The organism is Bradyrhizobium sp. WCU1 (genome assembly GCF_053474805.1).
In genome coordinates, this window is sequence record NZ_CM130280.1 from 3,213,604 (window position 1) to 3,231,184 (window position 17,581).

The window sequence follows — 17,581 nt, forward strand, 5'->3', positions numbered from 1 at the left end:
CGAATTGGCGATTGGCGTTTCAAGTCGGGCAGATGACCTTCGTCTCGATCAATGCGTGCAGGTGGTTGCGCAAATTCGAAGGGACATGGCCACCTGTGATCAGAACTCCTGCTTCCATGTTCTTTTCGAGCGCGTGGCCAGTAAGGTTGGCGCTCGTCAAGAACGCAGCGTTGTCGTCAGCAACGGCCACTTTCGCGTGAACCCGACCATTGGTGAACGGATGCGGGCGATCGGTCCAAACATACAATTTGGCTGAAGGAACGGCGTTTTTCATTGTCGAAACCGGATTGACGAGCAAACTGCCACCTTGAGTCAGTGACGCTTCGACGAGGATGCGAGTGTCGACCCCTCGTTCGATGGCCGCGTTGATCGCGACTATGACTGACGGAACGTCGTAGGCGACGAAGCTCACGATGAAGAGTTCTCGCGTCGCATGCTGAATGAGGTCCAGGAGCACCTGCTCAGTGCGGCGGGTCGCAACGAACGGTGTCGTCGGCCCCGTCCAGACGAGTTCGACGTTAGAATCTCGTTGCACCCGCTGCCGAGTATGGGCCGCGGCCAACAGCATTCCGGCCACGACGTCTCCGGACAACGCAGTATCCTGCCACGCCGTCACGAACGATCCCAAGGCCGCTCGGGCAACCGGCGTACCGACGATTTGCTGTAGGTCTTGTTCCCGAGCCAACGGGGACGCGCCTCGCAGTCGTGACGCGATCGCTTCGATCTTCGATGGTGAAAGTAGGGCCGCCAACTCCGCGACCGCATCCAAGAGCGATCCCATCACGAGGTCCGGAAAAATGCGGCGGTTTGGTTTTCGAGCGTGGGGACCACCAACGCGCGGTCGAGATGCCGATTGCCTCGTTCACAAGACGTTTCCGACACGAAGGAACAAGCATGACAAGCCGCTCCGTGCAGCGATTGATCCTTGCTGGGGTCGTGCTCGGAGCACAGAGGATCGGAAGCGCAGACGTGGGCGCGATCCAGGGCCTGGCGCAGCAGCCGCCCGAGATTTTCAGGTTTACCTAGTTCGACCAATCCTCCGAGAGTTCCATCGGAATCGGCCGCCGCCGTGTAGATGAGGAATCCGGCCTGATTTTTTGCCTCGTCGACTTCTGCGTAGATCCGTTCACGAATACTGGCGGCATTGTATCCGCATTCGAGAGCCAGCTCTCTGATCAGCATGTGTGCCAGGGTGTGCAGCAATACGTAGCGCGCGCCCGGATAGCCTTGTCTCGGATCGAGATTCCGCTTTTGGCGCCACCCACGATGCCCCGTGCGTAAGCGAGCATCGACGTCTTTGACTGCATCCAGGTCGGCCCATGCTTTCAGAGCGTCGGCATCGAAGCGAACGAAGATGCCCTCGCCATGAACCTGTGTCGCCGGCACCCAATCGGGCGCCGAACGGCCCAGCGGAGCACGCGGCGCGGCATCGTCGCCCGATCCCTCATCGGGGGACTCGACGCGCGTGAAGCCGAGCAGAGCATTCACTTCGCGCAATCGTTCCAACAGCAAGACGCGTGTGATAGCCGCTTCGAAGCCCTTCGGAACCCCGACCTTCTTGCTCATGAAATGCGGGTAGTCGGTCGGCGGATCGTCCGCCGTCAGAACCTGCCATTCCGGCTCTCTGAGGTCGCTTTGGCCGACATCCATGCCGCCCGTCCTGTGGGCTTCGATGGCGGACCAAATCTGGTCGCTGGTGAATTGCTCGATGCCAGGGAGCTGCGCCGTCTTCTTCAGCGTTTTGACGACGAAACCGACTTCGCCGGCCGACGAAACGTCCTCGAAGAAGGTCCAGCCGTCCCCGACGAGTTGCGCCAAGGGACTACCCGTCTGGGGGATGGCGAGTACCGACAACGTGACCGGGAACCACCCGTTTGTCGCACCGAGCAGAATCGCCCGAGGTTCTTCGACACAATCTTCGTCAAAACGATCAATGTGAGGATGCCTCCCGCGACACCCGGGCAAATTGTCTCTGCCGGCCTGGCCGAAAGCCTGGGCCATGTTCTTCGATGCGCCGCAGGCGTCGCATTTGACCCAGAGGTTCTCGGTTTGAAGCGACGCACCGCTTTCAAAGAACCGTAGGGTGCCGCGACATTCAGAGGGGCCAGCATGAACGAACCAGTGCCAAGGGAAATCGTCCAGATGTCCGGCACGACAAGCCGTCAGGAAGCGCGCCGGCACGGCGTCGGCGTCACGAGCTCGCTGATCGTTGTTCGAACCCCGGCAGCCCTCATGGACGAAACGGGTCAGTTCCGGACGGTATCTGTTTTCCTTCAGCTTGAATAAGCCGGCATCGAACGGCGAAAGGAGCCCGCATTTCACGCAACGCAACCACCTCGGGAACGGCTTCACTGGAACGCCGATCAGGGCTGCGGGAGAAAACGGGTCGACGACATCACGCTCGCCGATCGGGGGCATACGCAGCGATTCCACTTGAGGCCCGAGAACGCTGCGGACGTTCGCCAGCAGGCGTGCCTCTTGGATGGGCTGGCATCTATCCTTTTCCCAACGGTCGATCCCCATCGTGACGACCGATAAATTGGGCAGATCGACCAGCGCGCCAGGGCCGTAGGTCCACAGGAGCTGGCTCGGCCGGATTTCGCCTACGGGTGTCTTGCTCATGCGTCACTCCCGTCCGTTGGGGTGACTCGGGCTCGCCAGATGGGGTCGCTCGTCGAGCGAGAATCCTCCATCACCAGCCTCACGCCGGGCTCGACCTCACGCATCGACATCGGGACGGTCCAATCCGTCCACGGCTTCACGCCTGGTGCTTCCAAAAGAGGATACGCCGTCGGGCCTGCGCCATACTTCTGATAAACGAGCGTGCGGCCACCGACGCCCGCCTCTTTGGCCCAATCATCTGCTCGTTGCTTCAATTCCTGTTCGGTCAGCGATTTCTTTGCCGAATCCTCGGTGACTTCCCACGTCCGCTCGGCCACGATACCGATCGTCGTTAACATCTCCGGTCGACTCGGGCTGTTCATCGCGCCCGCCCCTGTGTTCGGCGCGAAGGGATCATAGGCGTTTCGCATGATCGACAGCATCGCGCCCGTGAGGCCACGGTCCAATGCCCGCGGCGAGAATGGCGTCACGGATTGAGCTTCGACGTGCTGATAGAAGGTCGCGTGATAGTGCTCGAACGTCTCATAGTGTGAGAGATCGCGCGGACGCGCCCAGGTGAGGACGGTGGCGACCAAGCCCGGCGGCGTGCGGCCGACGCGGCTGGTCGCCTGGATATACTCGGCCGTTCCCTTCGGCTGGCCGTTGACGACCATCACGCCGAGGCGATTCACGTCGACCCCAACCGAAAGCATGTTGGTGGCCAGGACGACGTCGATCGGACGCGGATCGCCCGGAGCCCGGTTCTCGATCCATTTGCCCGCCGCGGGATCGAACGTCCCGTTGAAGGGGATTTCGAGCTGATCGAGATAGCGCGGGATGTCGTGACTAGAGACACGAGATGTCAGTTCGCGAACGTCGTCTACGCGCCGCTGCGACAAGCCCGGCCGATCGACGAGGCTCATGCTGACGCGGAAGGATCGCGTCTGGACGTCGTCTTCGGCGAGGCGCTTCATTCCGCCCAATTCGCGCAGCGAATTGAAATAGCCGACCAGCGTCATGTAAGGGTCGGCGACCGGACCGAAACGATCGAAGAGCGCCTGCGCCGCAGTCAGGAAGGCCGTGTACGTTCGGATCAGCACCGCAGGGCGAGAGCTGCCAGGCGCGCATATGCCCATGTAGCGGCGGCCGGGCTTCTCTTCGATGGGCCGCTGGACTGAGAAGAAGTTATCCTCGACGTCGAGACCGGAGGGCGGGAAGACCGAAATGCGCCGCATGAACACGTTGCGCACTTGATCTTCGGCGCGCCGGACGGTCGCGGTGGATGCCACGACCTTCGGTCGAACCTTCGTATCGCCGAGAGGCCAGGTGCTCAACTCGTCGACGGCGCTTTCATAGAGGCCGACCATGGTGCCGAGGGGACCGCTGATGAGGTGGAACTCGTCCTGGATGATGAGATCGGGGGGCCGCAGAGCGGCTCGCACGGGTTTCACCTTGGCCGGGGGATGAGCGCCGCGGGCGCGATGCCCCGTACCGCAATCGTGCCCCGGCCAGAGCAAGCCGTGGCGCTCGCATTCTTCATCGACCCGACCGAAGAGGGTTCGGACCTCTGGCCGCCAAGCCATCATGGCGAACTTATCGACGGTAGCGATCATCATCGTGGGAGGACGATGGTAGATCTCCTCGTCGACCACCTTTACCGGCAATCCGGGGTGGGCGAGCCCGCTGGAGCCGGCCCGCGAGAATTCGCAGGTGCCGAGCTTGTCCCCGCAATGAATGAGAGTCCGGCCGATAACCCTGTCGACCTCGATGTCGCGCCCAGCGGAGATCTCCGAGCCGCACCATGGGCAGCTCGTCAATTGCGCAGGCGACGCGATGCCGGCACGATTCCGATCACCATTGCGCAACGCTTCGATCGCCTGGTGAGCGTCTTCGGTTCGGCCCGGCGTCACCTTGTTGCCGACCCACAGTCCCAGTGAGAAGGGTTCCTTGCCCCAGGTCTTCTCGTCCGCGCGACGGATCACCTCCATTGCGCACAACAGCGCGGCCGCGCGCTGGAATTGCTGGAGCGTCAGCAGACGCAGCGTGTATCGCATGATCACGGCGAGGCCGCGTGAGGCGTCAAGCCCACCGAGGTCGCTCTTCAACCGACGCATCCCCATGGCGAAGGCGGCCACACCTAGATAGGCTTCGGTCTTGCCGCCACCCGTCGGGAACCACAGCAGGTCGGCGAAGGCCTCGACGGGCTTCGTTCGATCTGGATGCGCCGGGTCGGCCAGCGACGGCACCGACAACAAGAGGAAGGCCAACTGGAAGGGACGCCAAGATCGGTTCCTCGGAATGTCGATCTGCGCGATATCAGTGGTCTCCCCCCGTCTCCGCTTGAGGGCATAGAGGCTCCGCACGCGCTGTAGCGCCATGGACCTGTTGGCGAAGCGAAAGGCCGTCAGCGCCGCATCGTCGGTAAAGAGCGTGTTCATCCCTTCCCGAAGACGGCGCAGGGTTTCTTCGCATCGGACGATCACGTCCCGGCCCGGATCGTCGAAACCCGTGATCTCGCTCTTCAGGCGCGCACGTTGCTCCTCGATCCATACGGCGTAGTCGTCGACCAGGCACGACAGCGCATCGCGCAGCGCCTGCGGTTCCAATTCAGCAAGGCGGTTCATGTCGAGCCAACCTTCATCGACCATCCGGCGCATCGCCGGGCGATCGCCGAAGTCGAGGCCCGGCGTCTCCGTCACGGCGATTTCGTAGCGCGGAATGATCTCCGTGCGGACCCGCCAAGCCTTCCCGGAATCTTCCGGCATCGCGTCGGAGTGGACCGACACGCCGTGGCCGACGGCGAACTCCAACCGATTGCGATAGATCAGCGCCAAGCGATCGCGTTCCGGATCGTCGACAACGATTTCGTTGGATGGGCGTCGCCTGAAGATCGCCTTCCCCGCAGCGGGTTCCGGCGCGGTCACGGAGATCTCCGGCTGGAACAGCCAGGCGCGGTCCTTGTTGTCGTCGGGCTCGAGTTGACCGTTCACGAGGAACAGGGTGACGAGGCGCTCCCCCTGGTCGTTCGTCCGGACGGAGCCTTGCAGCCTGACGTCGGGCTGGTCCCGGTCGGGCGTCGAGGGCCTTATCGGCCCGTCGTTCAGAAGCAAGGGCGCGACACCACCGCACGGGATGCGCCGCCACACCTTGACCTTGGTCTCCTCCTCCTTGCCGGTCGCCCGGTTCTTCCGGGTTTTGACGACTTCGTGCTCGTCGCTCGGGACACGCTCGTAGCGTCCCCAGCGAACATCGACGGCGAGCGACTCCTCGCCCGGCGCGACGCAGAAGGTGAACCCCATGCTGGACGGCACGAGGGATTGATTGTTCGTCGTGTCGATCTCGTCGAGAGCATCGTCCTCTGGCTCCACGCGGCCGGAAGCACTCGCGAATTCGGCGCCGGGCTCGTGGATGGGCGCCGCTCGCTCATCCTCAATGTCGCCGACCTCGTCTGCGGCTGCCGCTGGCTCGACTGGAGTCGTCTCGCCGTCACCTGGCCGACGTGGCGCGAGCTTCCCTACCAGATAGCGGTCGCGGACGCTCATGTCCTTGATCAGCTCGTGCGGGCCACCGGCGGGACCGAGTAGATCGTCACGAACGGCTACTTCGAGCAGATCGCGCACATAGACGACGTTCTGGATGAGCGGCACGGCTTCGATGTCGGAAATACCGACCGACTGCGCCGCGCGCAGGAAATCATCCCAAGAGAGACGACCGATCGGCCCTGCCGGGATGGTGAGACCCAACCCGCTCAAGAGTGCGGGTGAAGCGACGGTATGGAGCTTGTCGAAATAGAACGAGGTTTCGGTCTCGGTCGATCGAACACGAAGGAGCCGTCCAACCCGAGTGATGGACTGAGCGGGATCGAAGAGAAGCAGCCAGTCACCGGCCGCGATGCTCAAAAACAGATTCGGTCCTCCCACACACGAGAAGACGAAATCGTGCTGTCCCGCACTAACCGTCGTGTCGACGGCCATCCACGCGGCATGGGCCGGGACCTGTTCTGTCGCGCCGTTCTCCGGCGGGCTGGATTCGCTCATATCTGGTTCACCAGTTTCTCAAGGCGATCCAGCTCTTTGCTGGCCTTGAGATATTGCTCGTAGGCCTCCTGAGCGCCCCGGATGAGTGTGTCGTAGTGGGCGATGCGGCTTCCGGGGGAAATAGCCGCCATGGACGATTTGAGGCGATCCGGGTTCGCCTTCTCTTCCTCGATCGACTTGCCGAGAACGAACACGACTTCGATGTTCGGTGACGAATCCCCTTGCTGTAACAAGATCTTTCGCAGCGTATCGACGTAGCGCTGGCCTTGCTCCTGCAATTCGAGGAGCTTCATCACCCGACCGGCCTTCTTGAGTTCGACGATGATGTGCTTTCCGGCGTAGGTACGATAGGCGATGTCGACCCGGCCGAGCTTCTCTTTCTCGTTGAAGTCCTCGACGATAACGCCCTCCGTGACGAGGCGCTTTTCCATGAGTTCACTGCCGGAGGCACGCTCCCACGCCGGATCGAGCAACCAGAGATGGTCGAAGAGATATTTCTGGAGGACCTTCTCCTTGGCGTCCTCATCGACGATCTTCTGAAACTCCTGGATTGCTCCGAGCCTGGACCGCACGATGTCTCGATACAGCGAAGCCTCGAGGGAATCGCGGTCTGCGAGCAGCGTGAGCAGCTTGTCCACGCTGGCGATGCTCGCGATGAACTCGTCGGTCGATCCGCGCAACTTCATGCGCTCGAACGCCAGGATACCGTGCCGATAGAGGACTTTGCGATCGTCTTCATCGTCGATCGGTAGGGCGCTGAGCTTCGCGATCAGCTCCTCGGCGCTCTTGCGGAAGCCTTCTGGCAGTCCATCGAGCCATTCGGCGAGGGCGGGCGAGGTTTCCTTCGCCTTCTCGATTTCGTGCTTCCGCCGCCATTCGTTCCAGCGGCTCTCGACCTGAGTGAGCCGCGAGCGCAGGAACGCGAGTAGTTGCTGGTATCGTTCGTCGTCCTCCTGCACGCGCTGACGGTCGCTGGTAGCGATATCGGGCTTGTCGTCGATGTCCAGGAAATCGGCCTCGATCTGTCCCGTGAGGTATTTGGTGTAGATCCTGGCGTCGTTCAGCTTGTCGAGGATGTTCTCATGGAACAGCCGCCCGCGAGCGAACACGACGATGCCGTTCATGTTACCGGCTTCGGTGCTTTCCAGGTCTTTCGGCTTTCTGGCCGTGCCGATCCAGCCCTTCACGCGCCATGTCGCATCCCAGCCATCGAAGCGATCGGAGAGAGCCTCCTTCTCTTTGAGCTGAGAGGATGCCGTCAGGTCGGGCTTTTCGGTGCCGAACGTCCAGAGAAACTGGACCGTGGCGAGATCGCCGCGATCGGCGGCGGTGATCGGTTGGCCGTCGATCTCGACCTTGAAGCCATGAACGTCCCCCACGACCGAGAACCGCCTCGCCAGGCGCTTGCGGAGGGCCGTAGCTCCCGGCCCGAGACGCTGCCGCTTGACGTCCTTGAGGATGATCTTCGTCCCCTTCATGACGGTGACCTCTCCAGCCGCCAGCGGTTCCGGGCTGTAGAAGGGCTTCTGATCGCGGACGGAATCGTGGATGCCCGAGACCGTCATCCGCAGGCCATGCGCTCCGCCGTCCTTCGCCGAATGCACCTCGATGGTGTCGGCGATCGAGAAGAGCGAGAGCTTACCCAACCCCTTCCTGCCCATGACCGGCCGCCCCTTGGGCGTCACGCGGCCGCTGACCTCCTCTCGGCGCCGGTAGCCGACGCGCAGGTACTTGTCGTTCATGTCGGCGACTGACATGCCCATGCCATCATCGGCGATCTCGATCCACTTGCCGTCAGGGTCGATCCGGATGTCCACCTTCTCGGCATCCGCATCCCAGGCGTTCGCGACGGCTTCGGTCAGGACGGCAGCGATGTTGCTATAGAGGTTGATCCCGAGGTGATCGAGCACATTGAGATCGACCGTCATCTTGTAGGTGTCAGTCATCGACGGTCTCCGTATCGGCGGCGTCAGCGTTGAAGAGATCGCCATCGTCTTGGTCAGTTCGCTTCTTGCTGGGTGCTTGCTTCTTGGCTGCCTTGTGCAGGCCCGCTTCGACTTCCTTTTGGTAGCGCTGACGATTCAGGTCGGACAAACGCCTCAACAATTCGAGACGCGCCGACTCGGAGATCGTGAAGCGGGTTCGGTCGTTCTCTGGCAGAGAAGCTACTTCATGGAAGTCATGACCCAATTCAATATCTGTCCATCCGTAACTGCGGCAGACCGCAATATCCATTTTCTCGTGTAAATAACGAAGTGTGACAATGTCCTGGATAGTGGATTTTGTGCTGTGAAATAAATTGTAAAGCTGTGTCAGGCCGATTGATCGTTCTGTGCTAATTTTTATCCGAAGTTCGGAGTACGACTTTCCAATCTTGGATAACTCATTATCCCTGTGAGATGGTAAAGGCATTTTCTCAAAGCAATCTGATGGTGTGTACCGCATCCGTGTTTCTTGGGTGGACCCCTGCTTTCTGGTCCACGCTTCGTGAACATTAGATTGCAAGAGACAAAAATCGTCGTATCCGTTAAGTGCGAAGATGATTACGTCGAGTGTAAATATTTGATTGTTTGGGATGAAGGCAACATTCAAAAATTTAGAAACTCGTGTGATTCCCAAAACGCAATCGAATCTAATTGTGTCCGGTTGCCAACCGTCAGGATGAGATAAAAATTGATCTCCGCGGCCTATGGCGTGGTACAATGCGGGTCGTTTTTCAGCGTACTGCCACCATCTCTGCGGGAGCGGTTTGCGTAAGACGTAAGTTCCGTCTTTCTTTGTACGCTGCCGTTCCGGCCGGACGTTGTTCTTTACCCACTCGTAGGGCTCTTCATAGCTCTTGGCCAATTCTTCGGGCCAATCCCAGAAATTTATAACGTAGCGGCTCGCGCTTTGTGTGGGGCTTGAATTTAGATCTTTCCCATTCAAATAGGGAAAAATGACTTCTGCATTTCGCTGATTTGCATTGATCATATTCTTGGCTTCGGATTCGCTTAATGTGAATCCAAGACCCAGTATGTATGAGGCTATGAACGAAATACCCGCATTTTCGTCCAGCTCCTGCGGCGACCACTCTTCTCGATCAGACAAGAAGGGAGAGATCAAACTTACCGGCACGCCCGCAAGCATTCGAATGCCATGCCATGGTCCTTTGCAGATATGCACACGGCTGGTAACTACGGCAGCCACTCCGGGCCAAGGCTCGTTTGGGTAAGCGGCGCGGATGATCGCGCCAGTCTGCAACATAGCTTCCAAGCCGACTTGCCGAGTGTCTCCCTCTGCAATCGTGTTGACAGCAAGAAGTCCGAAATTACCGCCTTCCCGTAGAAGTGAGTAAGCACGCAGGAAAAAGTAGGCCACGAGATCAGCGGACCCACGCCGACCTTCGGCAATGTGTTCGACCAACCAATTTCGGTAGATGACGCCAGCGACGCCGGTGATCCGCTGTCCACCCAGGAATGGCGGATTGCCGACAAAGGCGTCGAACCCACCATTGTCCCGCAAGAAGACCTCCGGGAATTCGAGCGGCCAATGAAGTGGCCGGCGGGTAACGCCGTCAGAGGTATCGCTTGCGAGGTCGGCCCAACTTTGCCGCAGCAAGCGAGTCCGCGCATCCGCATCGCCGCCCGAGGCCTCGTCAGCCACGGTCGCCAGCGCCGTAATTCTCACGGCTCGGTCATCGGCGAGGACAATGCCGACGAGAGCATCGGCGATCAGTTCCGGCAGGGCGAGTTCATTGCGTGATTGAGCGTCGAGCGCGGCCATCGCCTCGACATCGCCGATGTCTCGGATGGGGATCGAGCGAAGCTGGCTGCGGAGCGCGAGCGCCTTGTCGACGGCCGACCTGATGGTCCGGCCGAAAAGGCGAAGCTGCGCCTTGCCTGTCGGCTTCATGTCCAGCTCGATGAGCTGGCTGAGATCGTGAATGCCGAGCAGGCTGTCGCCGCTCCGCAGGTTGTGATCGAGGAAGCCGAAAGGCCGCCCCTTGGCGAGCGTGGTCAGCCAGAGCGACAGCTTGGCGAGTTCGACCGCGAGCGGGTTCTTGTCGACGCCGTAGAGGCAACGCTCGGCGATCAGGCGACGCGCCAAGATGGCACGTTCCTCGGTGTCGCGCGACAATGGTTCGAACCCGGTCGTGTCATCGGCGGTGCGGATGCGGCCTTCGTCGTCGATCCGGCCGCCCGCCGATTCCATGTTGGACCAGGCTTCGACCAGCCGGTCGGCGAGCCAGCGGCAAGCCTGCACGAGGAACGCACCCGATCCCATCGCGGGATCGCAGACCTTGAGGTCGAGGAGTTCGTCGGCGCTCTTGAGCTTCCAATCCTCGCGCGCTGCGCCCTCGGCCGGGCCGCGATAGACGATTGGGGTCAGGGTCTCCTCGACGATCTTTTCGGTCAGGCTCTTGGGCGTGTAGTGCGTCCCGCTCTCGCGCCGGTCGGCGCCGAGGACGACGACGAAAGCGCCGGCGTGATGCACCAGAGGGTATCCCCACGGGTCCGTCCGCAGGAGTTCGGCATAAGGCAGGATGCGGTCACGCAGCGCCACGTCGCCACGGCAGATGGTGAGCAACCGCGCCGCCACGCGCTCGTCCGGCTCGCGGCCGATGGTGTTGCGAATGGCGGGCTCAGAGCGCTCGCTCCGCTCCTTCAAGAGTTCGACGATTCTGGCGGCGCCGTCGAGGCGAGCGGACTCGATCTCGCCCAGTGCGACACGCGCATTCTTGGCCTTGGCCGCCCCTTCGAGTTCCAGAGTCACGTCATCGACGCGCTGGACCGTGCGTTCGAGGAGACCTTCATAGACATGGCCGATCTGTTCCACGTCGAGCGCGCGGTAGGAAAGCGTGCGCCCCTCGAAGGTCTGGATCGCCTCCAGCAGGAGCAGAACCGTCCGGTCGTCGATCGGCAGGGGCTCGGCGGGATCGCTCCGCCAGTTCGTGCCCTTCTTGCGGCCTTCGAGGAAGGGGTAGCGATCCGGGTCGAAGAGCGAACCGCCCATCGCCGGCAGCCGCAGCAGCGGATGGTCGATGCCGCCATAGACGCCACGGAACAACGCGAGCAGCCGTGACCATGCCGAGCGGCGGCGTTCGAGTATTTCCTCGGTGTCGGCGCGCAACTGCATACGCAGGCTGGAGAGCGCATAGAAGGCATCGTAGCGGGGATCGCCGAGCAAGAGCAGGCCGCGCTCTTCCGCCGCCAGAAGGAAAACGAGCCGCATCATGACCGTGAGGCCAGCTTCGTAGAGTTCCTTCGGATCGACGTCGTGCAACAGATCCCGATTGCGGTCTTGGTCGGCGCGGTCGAGGGACTGGACCAGCACTTCCACCGCGCGACGGACCTGTTCGCCAAGTGCGTCGGTCACGTCGTCTTGATGCTTCAGCGACCGCTCGAACAGCGCCGGAAGCCTTTCGGCTTCGGGGCCGAAGAACCGACGAACTCCGAGCAGGCTGACGAAGGCGCGGAGTGTTTCGGGCTCCTGGCCCCAGAGGCGGGCATACCAACTGGCGAAGCTCGCCACAGCGCCGGTCGGCGCATGAACGAGCATCCAGCGCTCGCCGTTGGTCACGAGGCCGACCGGGCAACCGACGGCGCGAAGCAGCACCACCATGCGGTCGCCCGGTGTCGTGGCCAGCCCGTCGTAATTCCGGGTGGCGTCGAGATCGGTGTCGGGATCGTAGAGCTGGACGGGCAAGAGCGGGGCGTCGCCCTGGGTCGGATTGACGATCGCCAGGTCGGGCGCGATCGTGACCCCGTGCTCGGGCAACGACACCTTTAGCCGCTCCGGCAAAGTCGCCGCCCGGCGCAAAACCTGATCGTCCACCTCCAGGGCGCTCTGGAGAACCTCGTCGATCCATGCCGCATGGATCGCCGGCAGGTCAGCATCGTCCGCATCGACGGTATCACGCCATTCGTCATAGGTGGCACGCAGACGTTGCGGGCGGCCGGAGGTCAGGGCTTCCAATCCTTGGGGAAGCACCTCCCGCAGAACCGGCACCGCGAGGAACGGTCCCGACACCTCGATGAGGTTGAGCCAGTCGTGGTTGGTGCTCATCGAGGCTGCCCCTTCGTCAAGGACTCGGGCACAAGCAGGATGACCGCGACGGGGAAGGTGTGATCCCGGACATTGGAATATCGGTTCTCGATGGCGCGCACCTCCTGCTCTCGCTCCAGCGGAATGCGGGCGAGGCGTGCTTCCAGGGCGGCATGATCGCGTCGTAGCTGGGTGCGCTCATCTTCGGAGAAGAGCGAGAGCTGTTGCGGCTCGCGGTCGGCGACGAGTTCGGTCCGCAGGGCCTTGTCGAGATCGTCGAGGACCTGTCGGATGTCGTCGCTCTCTCGTTCCTTACGGGCGTCGATCGAATTGGACAGGAAGCGCAGGCGGTCCTTGGAGCGCGCGTCGACCGCGGCCAGTACGGAATCGCGCTGCTTATCGAAGCGGGTGCGCAGCGCCGCGAAGGTCGTGTCCGGCAGCACCGCTGGTTTGGAGTCCTGTAGCCACCGACGCAATTCTGAGACGCGTTCCTCGCGGCGGAATCCCGCGTCGCGCAGATAGCCGCCGGCCTCAGTGAGTTCCTCGTGCAGGCGATGGTGGCTTCCGCCAGTGATGACCAAGCGGGAAACGACGACGATGGTCGGAGCTTCCAAGCGACCGTCGGGAAGCGACCGGGCGGTGACGCGATGGATCTTCTTTACGTCGTCGCGTGCCCAGATCTCGGCGCGGAGCAGGCGCAGACTCATCTGAACGAGGCGGTGATTGAGATGCACCAGAACGACGTCGTCACGCCCCTTCGCCACGTCGTGATCGAAGGTGATCGGTCGAACCTTCTTCGTATAGGGATGCTCGAGACCTTCGAGGCATCGCGACCATGAACCCGACAGCGCCGGCATCCTGAAGGCGGATCCATCGAGGGCCCCCGGCAGGGAAACGGGCTCCAGGTCCGGTTTGTCCGATAAGCGCAGAGCCGTCCTCACCGACCTTTCGACATGGTCGGGCGCGAGATTTTGCTCTCGTTTGGTCTCGGCGAGACGTTCATGCAGTTTCGCGATGCGTTCCCGGAGATCGCGCTCCGCTCTGACGAAGCGGCGAGACTTTTCCATGCGGGCTTCGGCGAGCCGGGTATCCAGGTCGCGCCGGCGCCCCTCGATCAGGTCCGGCAACTGAGGGGCGATGACCGGATTGACGCTGCCCATGTCGGCCCGCATGGCATCGAGCTTGCGCAGGGCACGCAGAATGTCCTCGCCGTGGTCTCCCTCGTCGTCGACCGGGTGCCAAATGACCACCTCGCTGGAGCGCTGACCGTGCCGGTCGATGCGGCCGTTCCGCTGCTCCATCACGTTGGGATTGTATGGGATCTCCAAGTGGATCATGAGATGGCAGTGGTTTTGGAGGTCGATGCCTTCCGAGGCGGCATCGGTCGCCAGGAGGATTCTGACCGGCGATTCTTTGGGGCTGGCCTGGAACGCGGCCTTTACAGTTTCGCGTTCGTCGTGATCCATCCCGCCATAGATCAACGCCAGGCGCTCGCCACCGAACCCGTGACCAGCGAGGATCTGGTGCATCCACTGCTGCGTCGTTCGGTATTCGGTGAAAAGTATGACCCGCTCGTCCGTCCACTGGCCATCGACTTGGAGGTGCTTGGCGAGCCATTCCAGTATGGCGCGAGCCTTGGAGTCCTCTTTACGTGAGGCTTGCTGGGCCCAGGATCGCAAGCGCTGGAGCATCAGCCTTTCTTGTTCGTCGGGCGGGCGGACGTGCTTGCTGGCTTCGCCGATCGCCTCGTCTTCCGCCATCTCGCGCTGGGCATCGTCGGCGTAGTCTTCCTCCGCCTTCGAGATGGCCCGGCGGAGGAGACGCTCATCCAACTTTCGTTGGCCGCGATCGGCCGCGACGCGTCCCTCGATTGTCGCGACGTGCCGCTCCAGCGTGGTCGCGAACGCCGCGGGTGACGACGACAGGCGCTTGCGCAGCAATTGATGGACGAAGCGATCGACGGCTCGTGCGCCCCTTTCCCCCCGCTCCCGGCTGGATATGTAGTCCCCGAGCAGATGACGGATGTCTCGCTCGTCTGCGGCATAGTTGACGCCGAGGGCTTCGAGGCGCCGTACCGGATAGAGTCGATTGCCGTTCGCGTCGACGAGGTCGCTCTTCAGCCGCCGCACCATGACCCGGGCGCGCTGGGGCTCGCTCGGCAGGACGTTTCTGGCGAACCGTTGATCGTCGAGGAGTTCGAGTAGAGCGGTGAACGATTCGGTATAGCCGTCGTGCGGCGTGGCGGTCAGGAACAGCTTGTGCTGGAAATGCGGTGCGAGAAGGCGGACCAGCCGCGTCCGAAAGCTCTCGACCGCATAGTGCCCGACCGTCGGCGCGACGTTGTGGGCCTCGTCGATCACCAAGAGATCGAATTTGCGGGGATGTGTGACCGAGGGCGGCAAGGCATCACGAAACAGGCGCAGGCCTTCACCCTGCTTCGCCCAATCCATCGAGGTGATCAGGAGAGGGAACGACGTCCACGGGTTGGCGTGCAGCCCTCGCTCGCGTCGCAGATGTTTGACGAACTCGGTATCCACGATCCGAAAATCGAGGCCGAATTTTTCCTGCATCTCCGTGCGCCACTTTTCTTGCAGCGACGCTGGGCACAACACCAGCACGGTACGCGCGCGGTGACGGAGGAGCATCTCCTGGACAACGAGACCGGATTCGATCGTCTTGCCGAGGCCGACGTCGTCGGCGATGAGCAGGCTGGTACGAGCCATGTCGATCGCTCGCACCAGCGGGTCGAGCTGGAAATCCTCGATACTGACGCCACTACGAAAGGGGGCTTGCAGGTACGCCCTGTCTGCGTTGGTAGCCGCTCCCCATTGGACGGCGTCGAGAAACGCTTGCAGGGTGTCGGGATCGTCCAAACCCGTTATTCGCGGCAGGCCGGCGCGCTCAATGACATGGGCGCCGGGTTCCAATTCCCACAAAACCTCGATTTCCTCGCCGAGGGCATCCTCGTCGATCGAAGCCAATCGAATGAGGTGGCGCTTGGGCAGACCAGGGGCGACCGAGCCGTCGTCCACCTCTGAAACGATCCATTGACGCCGGCGAGCTTCCACCAACTGGCCGGGCTCGGGGATGGTGTGATGCGCTATCTGTGCGGCCGTGCTGCCAGCCCCCCTGACAATCACTGCACTCTCCCCCCAGCACGAATGATGTCTTCGATGCGTTCGGCCGCGTCATCGGCGCTTTCGTGGGACCAAACACGGACGACCCGCCAACCCGAAGCTCGGAGGCGTCGATCGGTGTCCGCGTCTCGGGCGCGGTTGGTTTCGATCTTGTCGCGCCAGAATTGCGCGTTGCTCTTCGGCCAGGAGGCGTGTTCAGGGCAACCGTGCCAGAAGCAACCATCGACGAAGATGGCGACCCGGGCACTCGAGAAAACGATGTCTGCGACTCGACGCGGCTTCGTCAGCAGCGGGACGTGCAAGCGATAGCGCAGCCCTCTGGCGTGCAGAGCTTTGCGTAAGAAGAGTTCGGCGTCGGTGCCCTTCTGCCGCACTCGAGCCATTCGGAGGCTCGCTTCATGCGACGAGGGGCTTACGCGCGACATCCGCGATGCCTCCCTGCTTCTGCCCCTCCCGATCGGCCTCAATGCCGAGGTGAGCCGAAATGCTCTGCCCGATCGCCTCGCCGAGGACGACTGGCACAGCATTGCCGATCATTCGGCCGAGAACCTTGAAATGGGTGGGGCCACCCTCCGGCACGAAGGCATAGTCCTTAGGGAACCCCTGCAGGATGGCGCCCTCTCGCAAGGAGATACCTCGATCCTGTTCAGGATGACCGAAGCGACCGTTGCCGAAGCCGTAGAACTGCGTCGTGATCGTCGGAGCCGGGTCGCTCCACGTCATGCGCCCGTAGACGCCGGGATAGGTGCGGCCGGTTTCCTTGCGATGGCAGTCTGCGACCAGCCGTTTGGGCCAGTCACGCCACGTTCCGCCAGGGCGGGACGCACGGATGCGCTCCAGGTTCAGATCCGAAAGCCTGGACGACATATGGAAGGCGTCGCTTTTGTGAGCGCTTCCGGCTTCGATGACGGGTAGTTTTCCGATCGCATCTTTGACGGTCCGCGGCTTCTCGTGCGTCGGCGCGATCAGTTCAATCGGGCCGATCGCGCTCGCCAAAATGACCATCCGCCGCCTGGTCTGCGGCAAGCCATATTGAGTGCAATCGACGACACCCTGCCAGACGCTGTAGCCTAGCCTACGCAGAGTGGCGACGAAGTCGTCGAACACTGCGTGCCTTTCGACCAGAGGCACGTTTTCCATGGTCACGACGTCCGGACGGACCGATTTTATGAGGCGCGCGAACTGGTACAGCAGGGGCCAGCGCGGACTCGTCAACGTGTCGTAGCGTTGGGAATAGGTCGAGAATGGCTGACAGGGCGCGCAACCGGCCAAAATCCGGATCTCGGCATCACCATAGAGCTTCTTAAGGTCCGCCGGTTTTACGTTCTTGATGTCCTTGGCGATGAAGCGCGCGCTGTTGTTGGTTTCGAACGGGTAGCGGCAAGCCGCGTCGACATCGATGCCCGCGACGACCGGGATGCCGGCTTGGATCAGGCCATGCGTCAGACCGCCCGCGCCACAAAACAGGTCGATGCACGCCACTCTACTCATTGCTTCCCCTTCGTGGCGCGCTTTTCCCGACCGTTTGCATCACTCACCGCATGTTCATCGCCCTCGTCGGATGCTTTACCGGCCCTCACCCATGAATCGACCTCGTCCGACTTGAACTTCCAAAGCCTTCCGACCTTGTGGGCCGGCATGTCCCTCTTGGTTATCCAGCCGTAGATCGTGTCTTTGCTCACTCCCAGATAGCCGGCGATCTCCTCGACGGACATCCAGCGATCGGACATGAATCGCCCTTTCTTCCGCCGACGCAGACGGCAGAATTATTCCACCGAA

The 17,581-nt window shown here is 61.9% G+C and carries 9 protein-coding genes; all 9 read right to left on the reverse strand.

The genetic code is table 11. The annotated features are described in order from the left end of the window. Positions 1 to 19: 19 nt before the first annotated feature. Genes drmC through mads1 form a run of 9 tightly spaced genes read right to left on the reverse strand, consistent with a single transcriptional unit; the run spans position 20 to position 17,532 of the window. A complete protein-coding gene (gene drmC, locus ACTUWL_RS14950) occupies positions 20 to 781 on the reverse strand; it encodes a DISARM system phospholipase D-like protein DrmC (RefSeq protein WP_203368951.1) in 762 nt (253 codons plus the stop codon). Continuing rightward, positions 781 to 2,622 (reverse strand): DUF1998 domain-containing protein, encoded by a 1,842-nt coding sequence (gene drmB / locus ACTUWL_RS14955; RefSeq protein WP_203368950.1) that lies wholly within the window; start codon positions 2,620 to 2,622, stop codon positions 781 to 783. The genes drmC and drmB overlap by 1 nt, the downstream gene beginning before the upstream one ends. Further along, positions 2,619 to 6,638 carry a DISARM system helicase DrmA gene (gene drmA / locus ACTUWL_RS14960; RefSeq protein WP_307756213.1) on the reverse strand — a complete coding sequence of 1,340 codons (4,020 nt, stop codon included), beginning with the start codon at positions 6,636 to 6,638 and terminating at the stop codon, positions 2,619 to 2,621. Before drmA ends, drmB begins: the two co-directional genes overlap by 4 nt. Next, a complete protein-coding gene (locus tag ACTUWL_RS14965; protein WP_203368949.1) occupies positions 6,635 to 8,584 on the reverse strand; it encodes a BbrUII/HgiDII family restriction enzyme in 1,950 nt (649 codons plus the stop codon). Before ACTUWL_RS14965 ends, drmA begins: the two co-directional genes overlap by 4 nt. Beyond that, positions 8,577 to 12,686: an Eco57I restriction-modification methylase domain-containing protein gene (locus ACTUWL_RS14970; RefSeq protein ID WP_203368948.1), complete on the reverse strand. Its 4,110-nt coding sequence runs from the start codon at positions 12,684 to 12,686 to the stop codon at positions 8,577 to 8,579. Before ACTUWL_RS14970 ends, ACTUWL_RS14965 begins: the two co-directional genes overlap by 8 nt. After that, complete coding sequence (gene drmD, locus ACTUWL_RS14975) at positions 12,683 to 15,805, reverse strand: DISARM system SNF2-like helicase DrmD (protein ID WP_307756214.1); 3,123 nt, start codon at positions 15,803 to 15,805, stop codon at positions 12,683 to 12,685. Before drmD ends, ACTUWL_RS14970 begins: the two co-directional genes overlap by 4 nt. Beyond that, positions 15,802 to 16,227 (reverse strand): very short patch repair endonuclease, encoded by a 426-nt coding sequence (locus ACTUWL_RS14980; protein WP_203368947.1) that lies wholly within the window; start codon positions 16,225 to 16,227, stop codon positions 15,802 to 15,804. The genes drmD and ACTUWL_RS14980 overlap by 4 nt, the downstream gene beginning before the upstream one ends. Next, a complete protein-coding gene (locus ACTUWL_RS14985; RefSeq protein ID WP_203368946.1) occupies positions 16,199 to 17,293 on the reverse strand; it encodes a DNA cytosine methyltransferase in 1,095 nt (364 codons plus the stop codon). The genes ACTUWL_RS14980 and ACTUWL_RS14985 overlap by 29 nt, the downstream gene beginning before the upstream one ends. Next, positions 17,290 to 17,532, reverse strand: coding sequence for a methylation-associated defense system helix-turn-helix domain-containing protein MAD1 (mads1, locus tag ACTUWL_RS14990; RefSeq protein ID WP_203368945.1), 243 nt, complete (start codon positions 17,530 to 17,532; stop codon positions 17,290 to 17,292). Before mads1 ends, ACTUWL_RS14985 begins: the two co-directional genes overlap by 4 nt. Positions 17,533 to 17,581 lie beyond the last annotated feature (49 nt).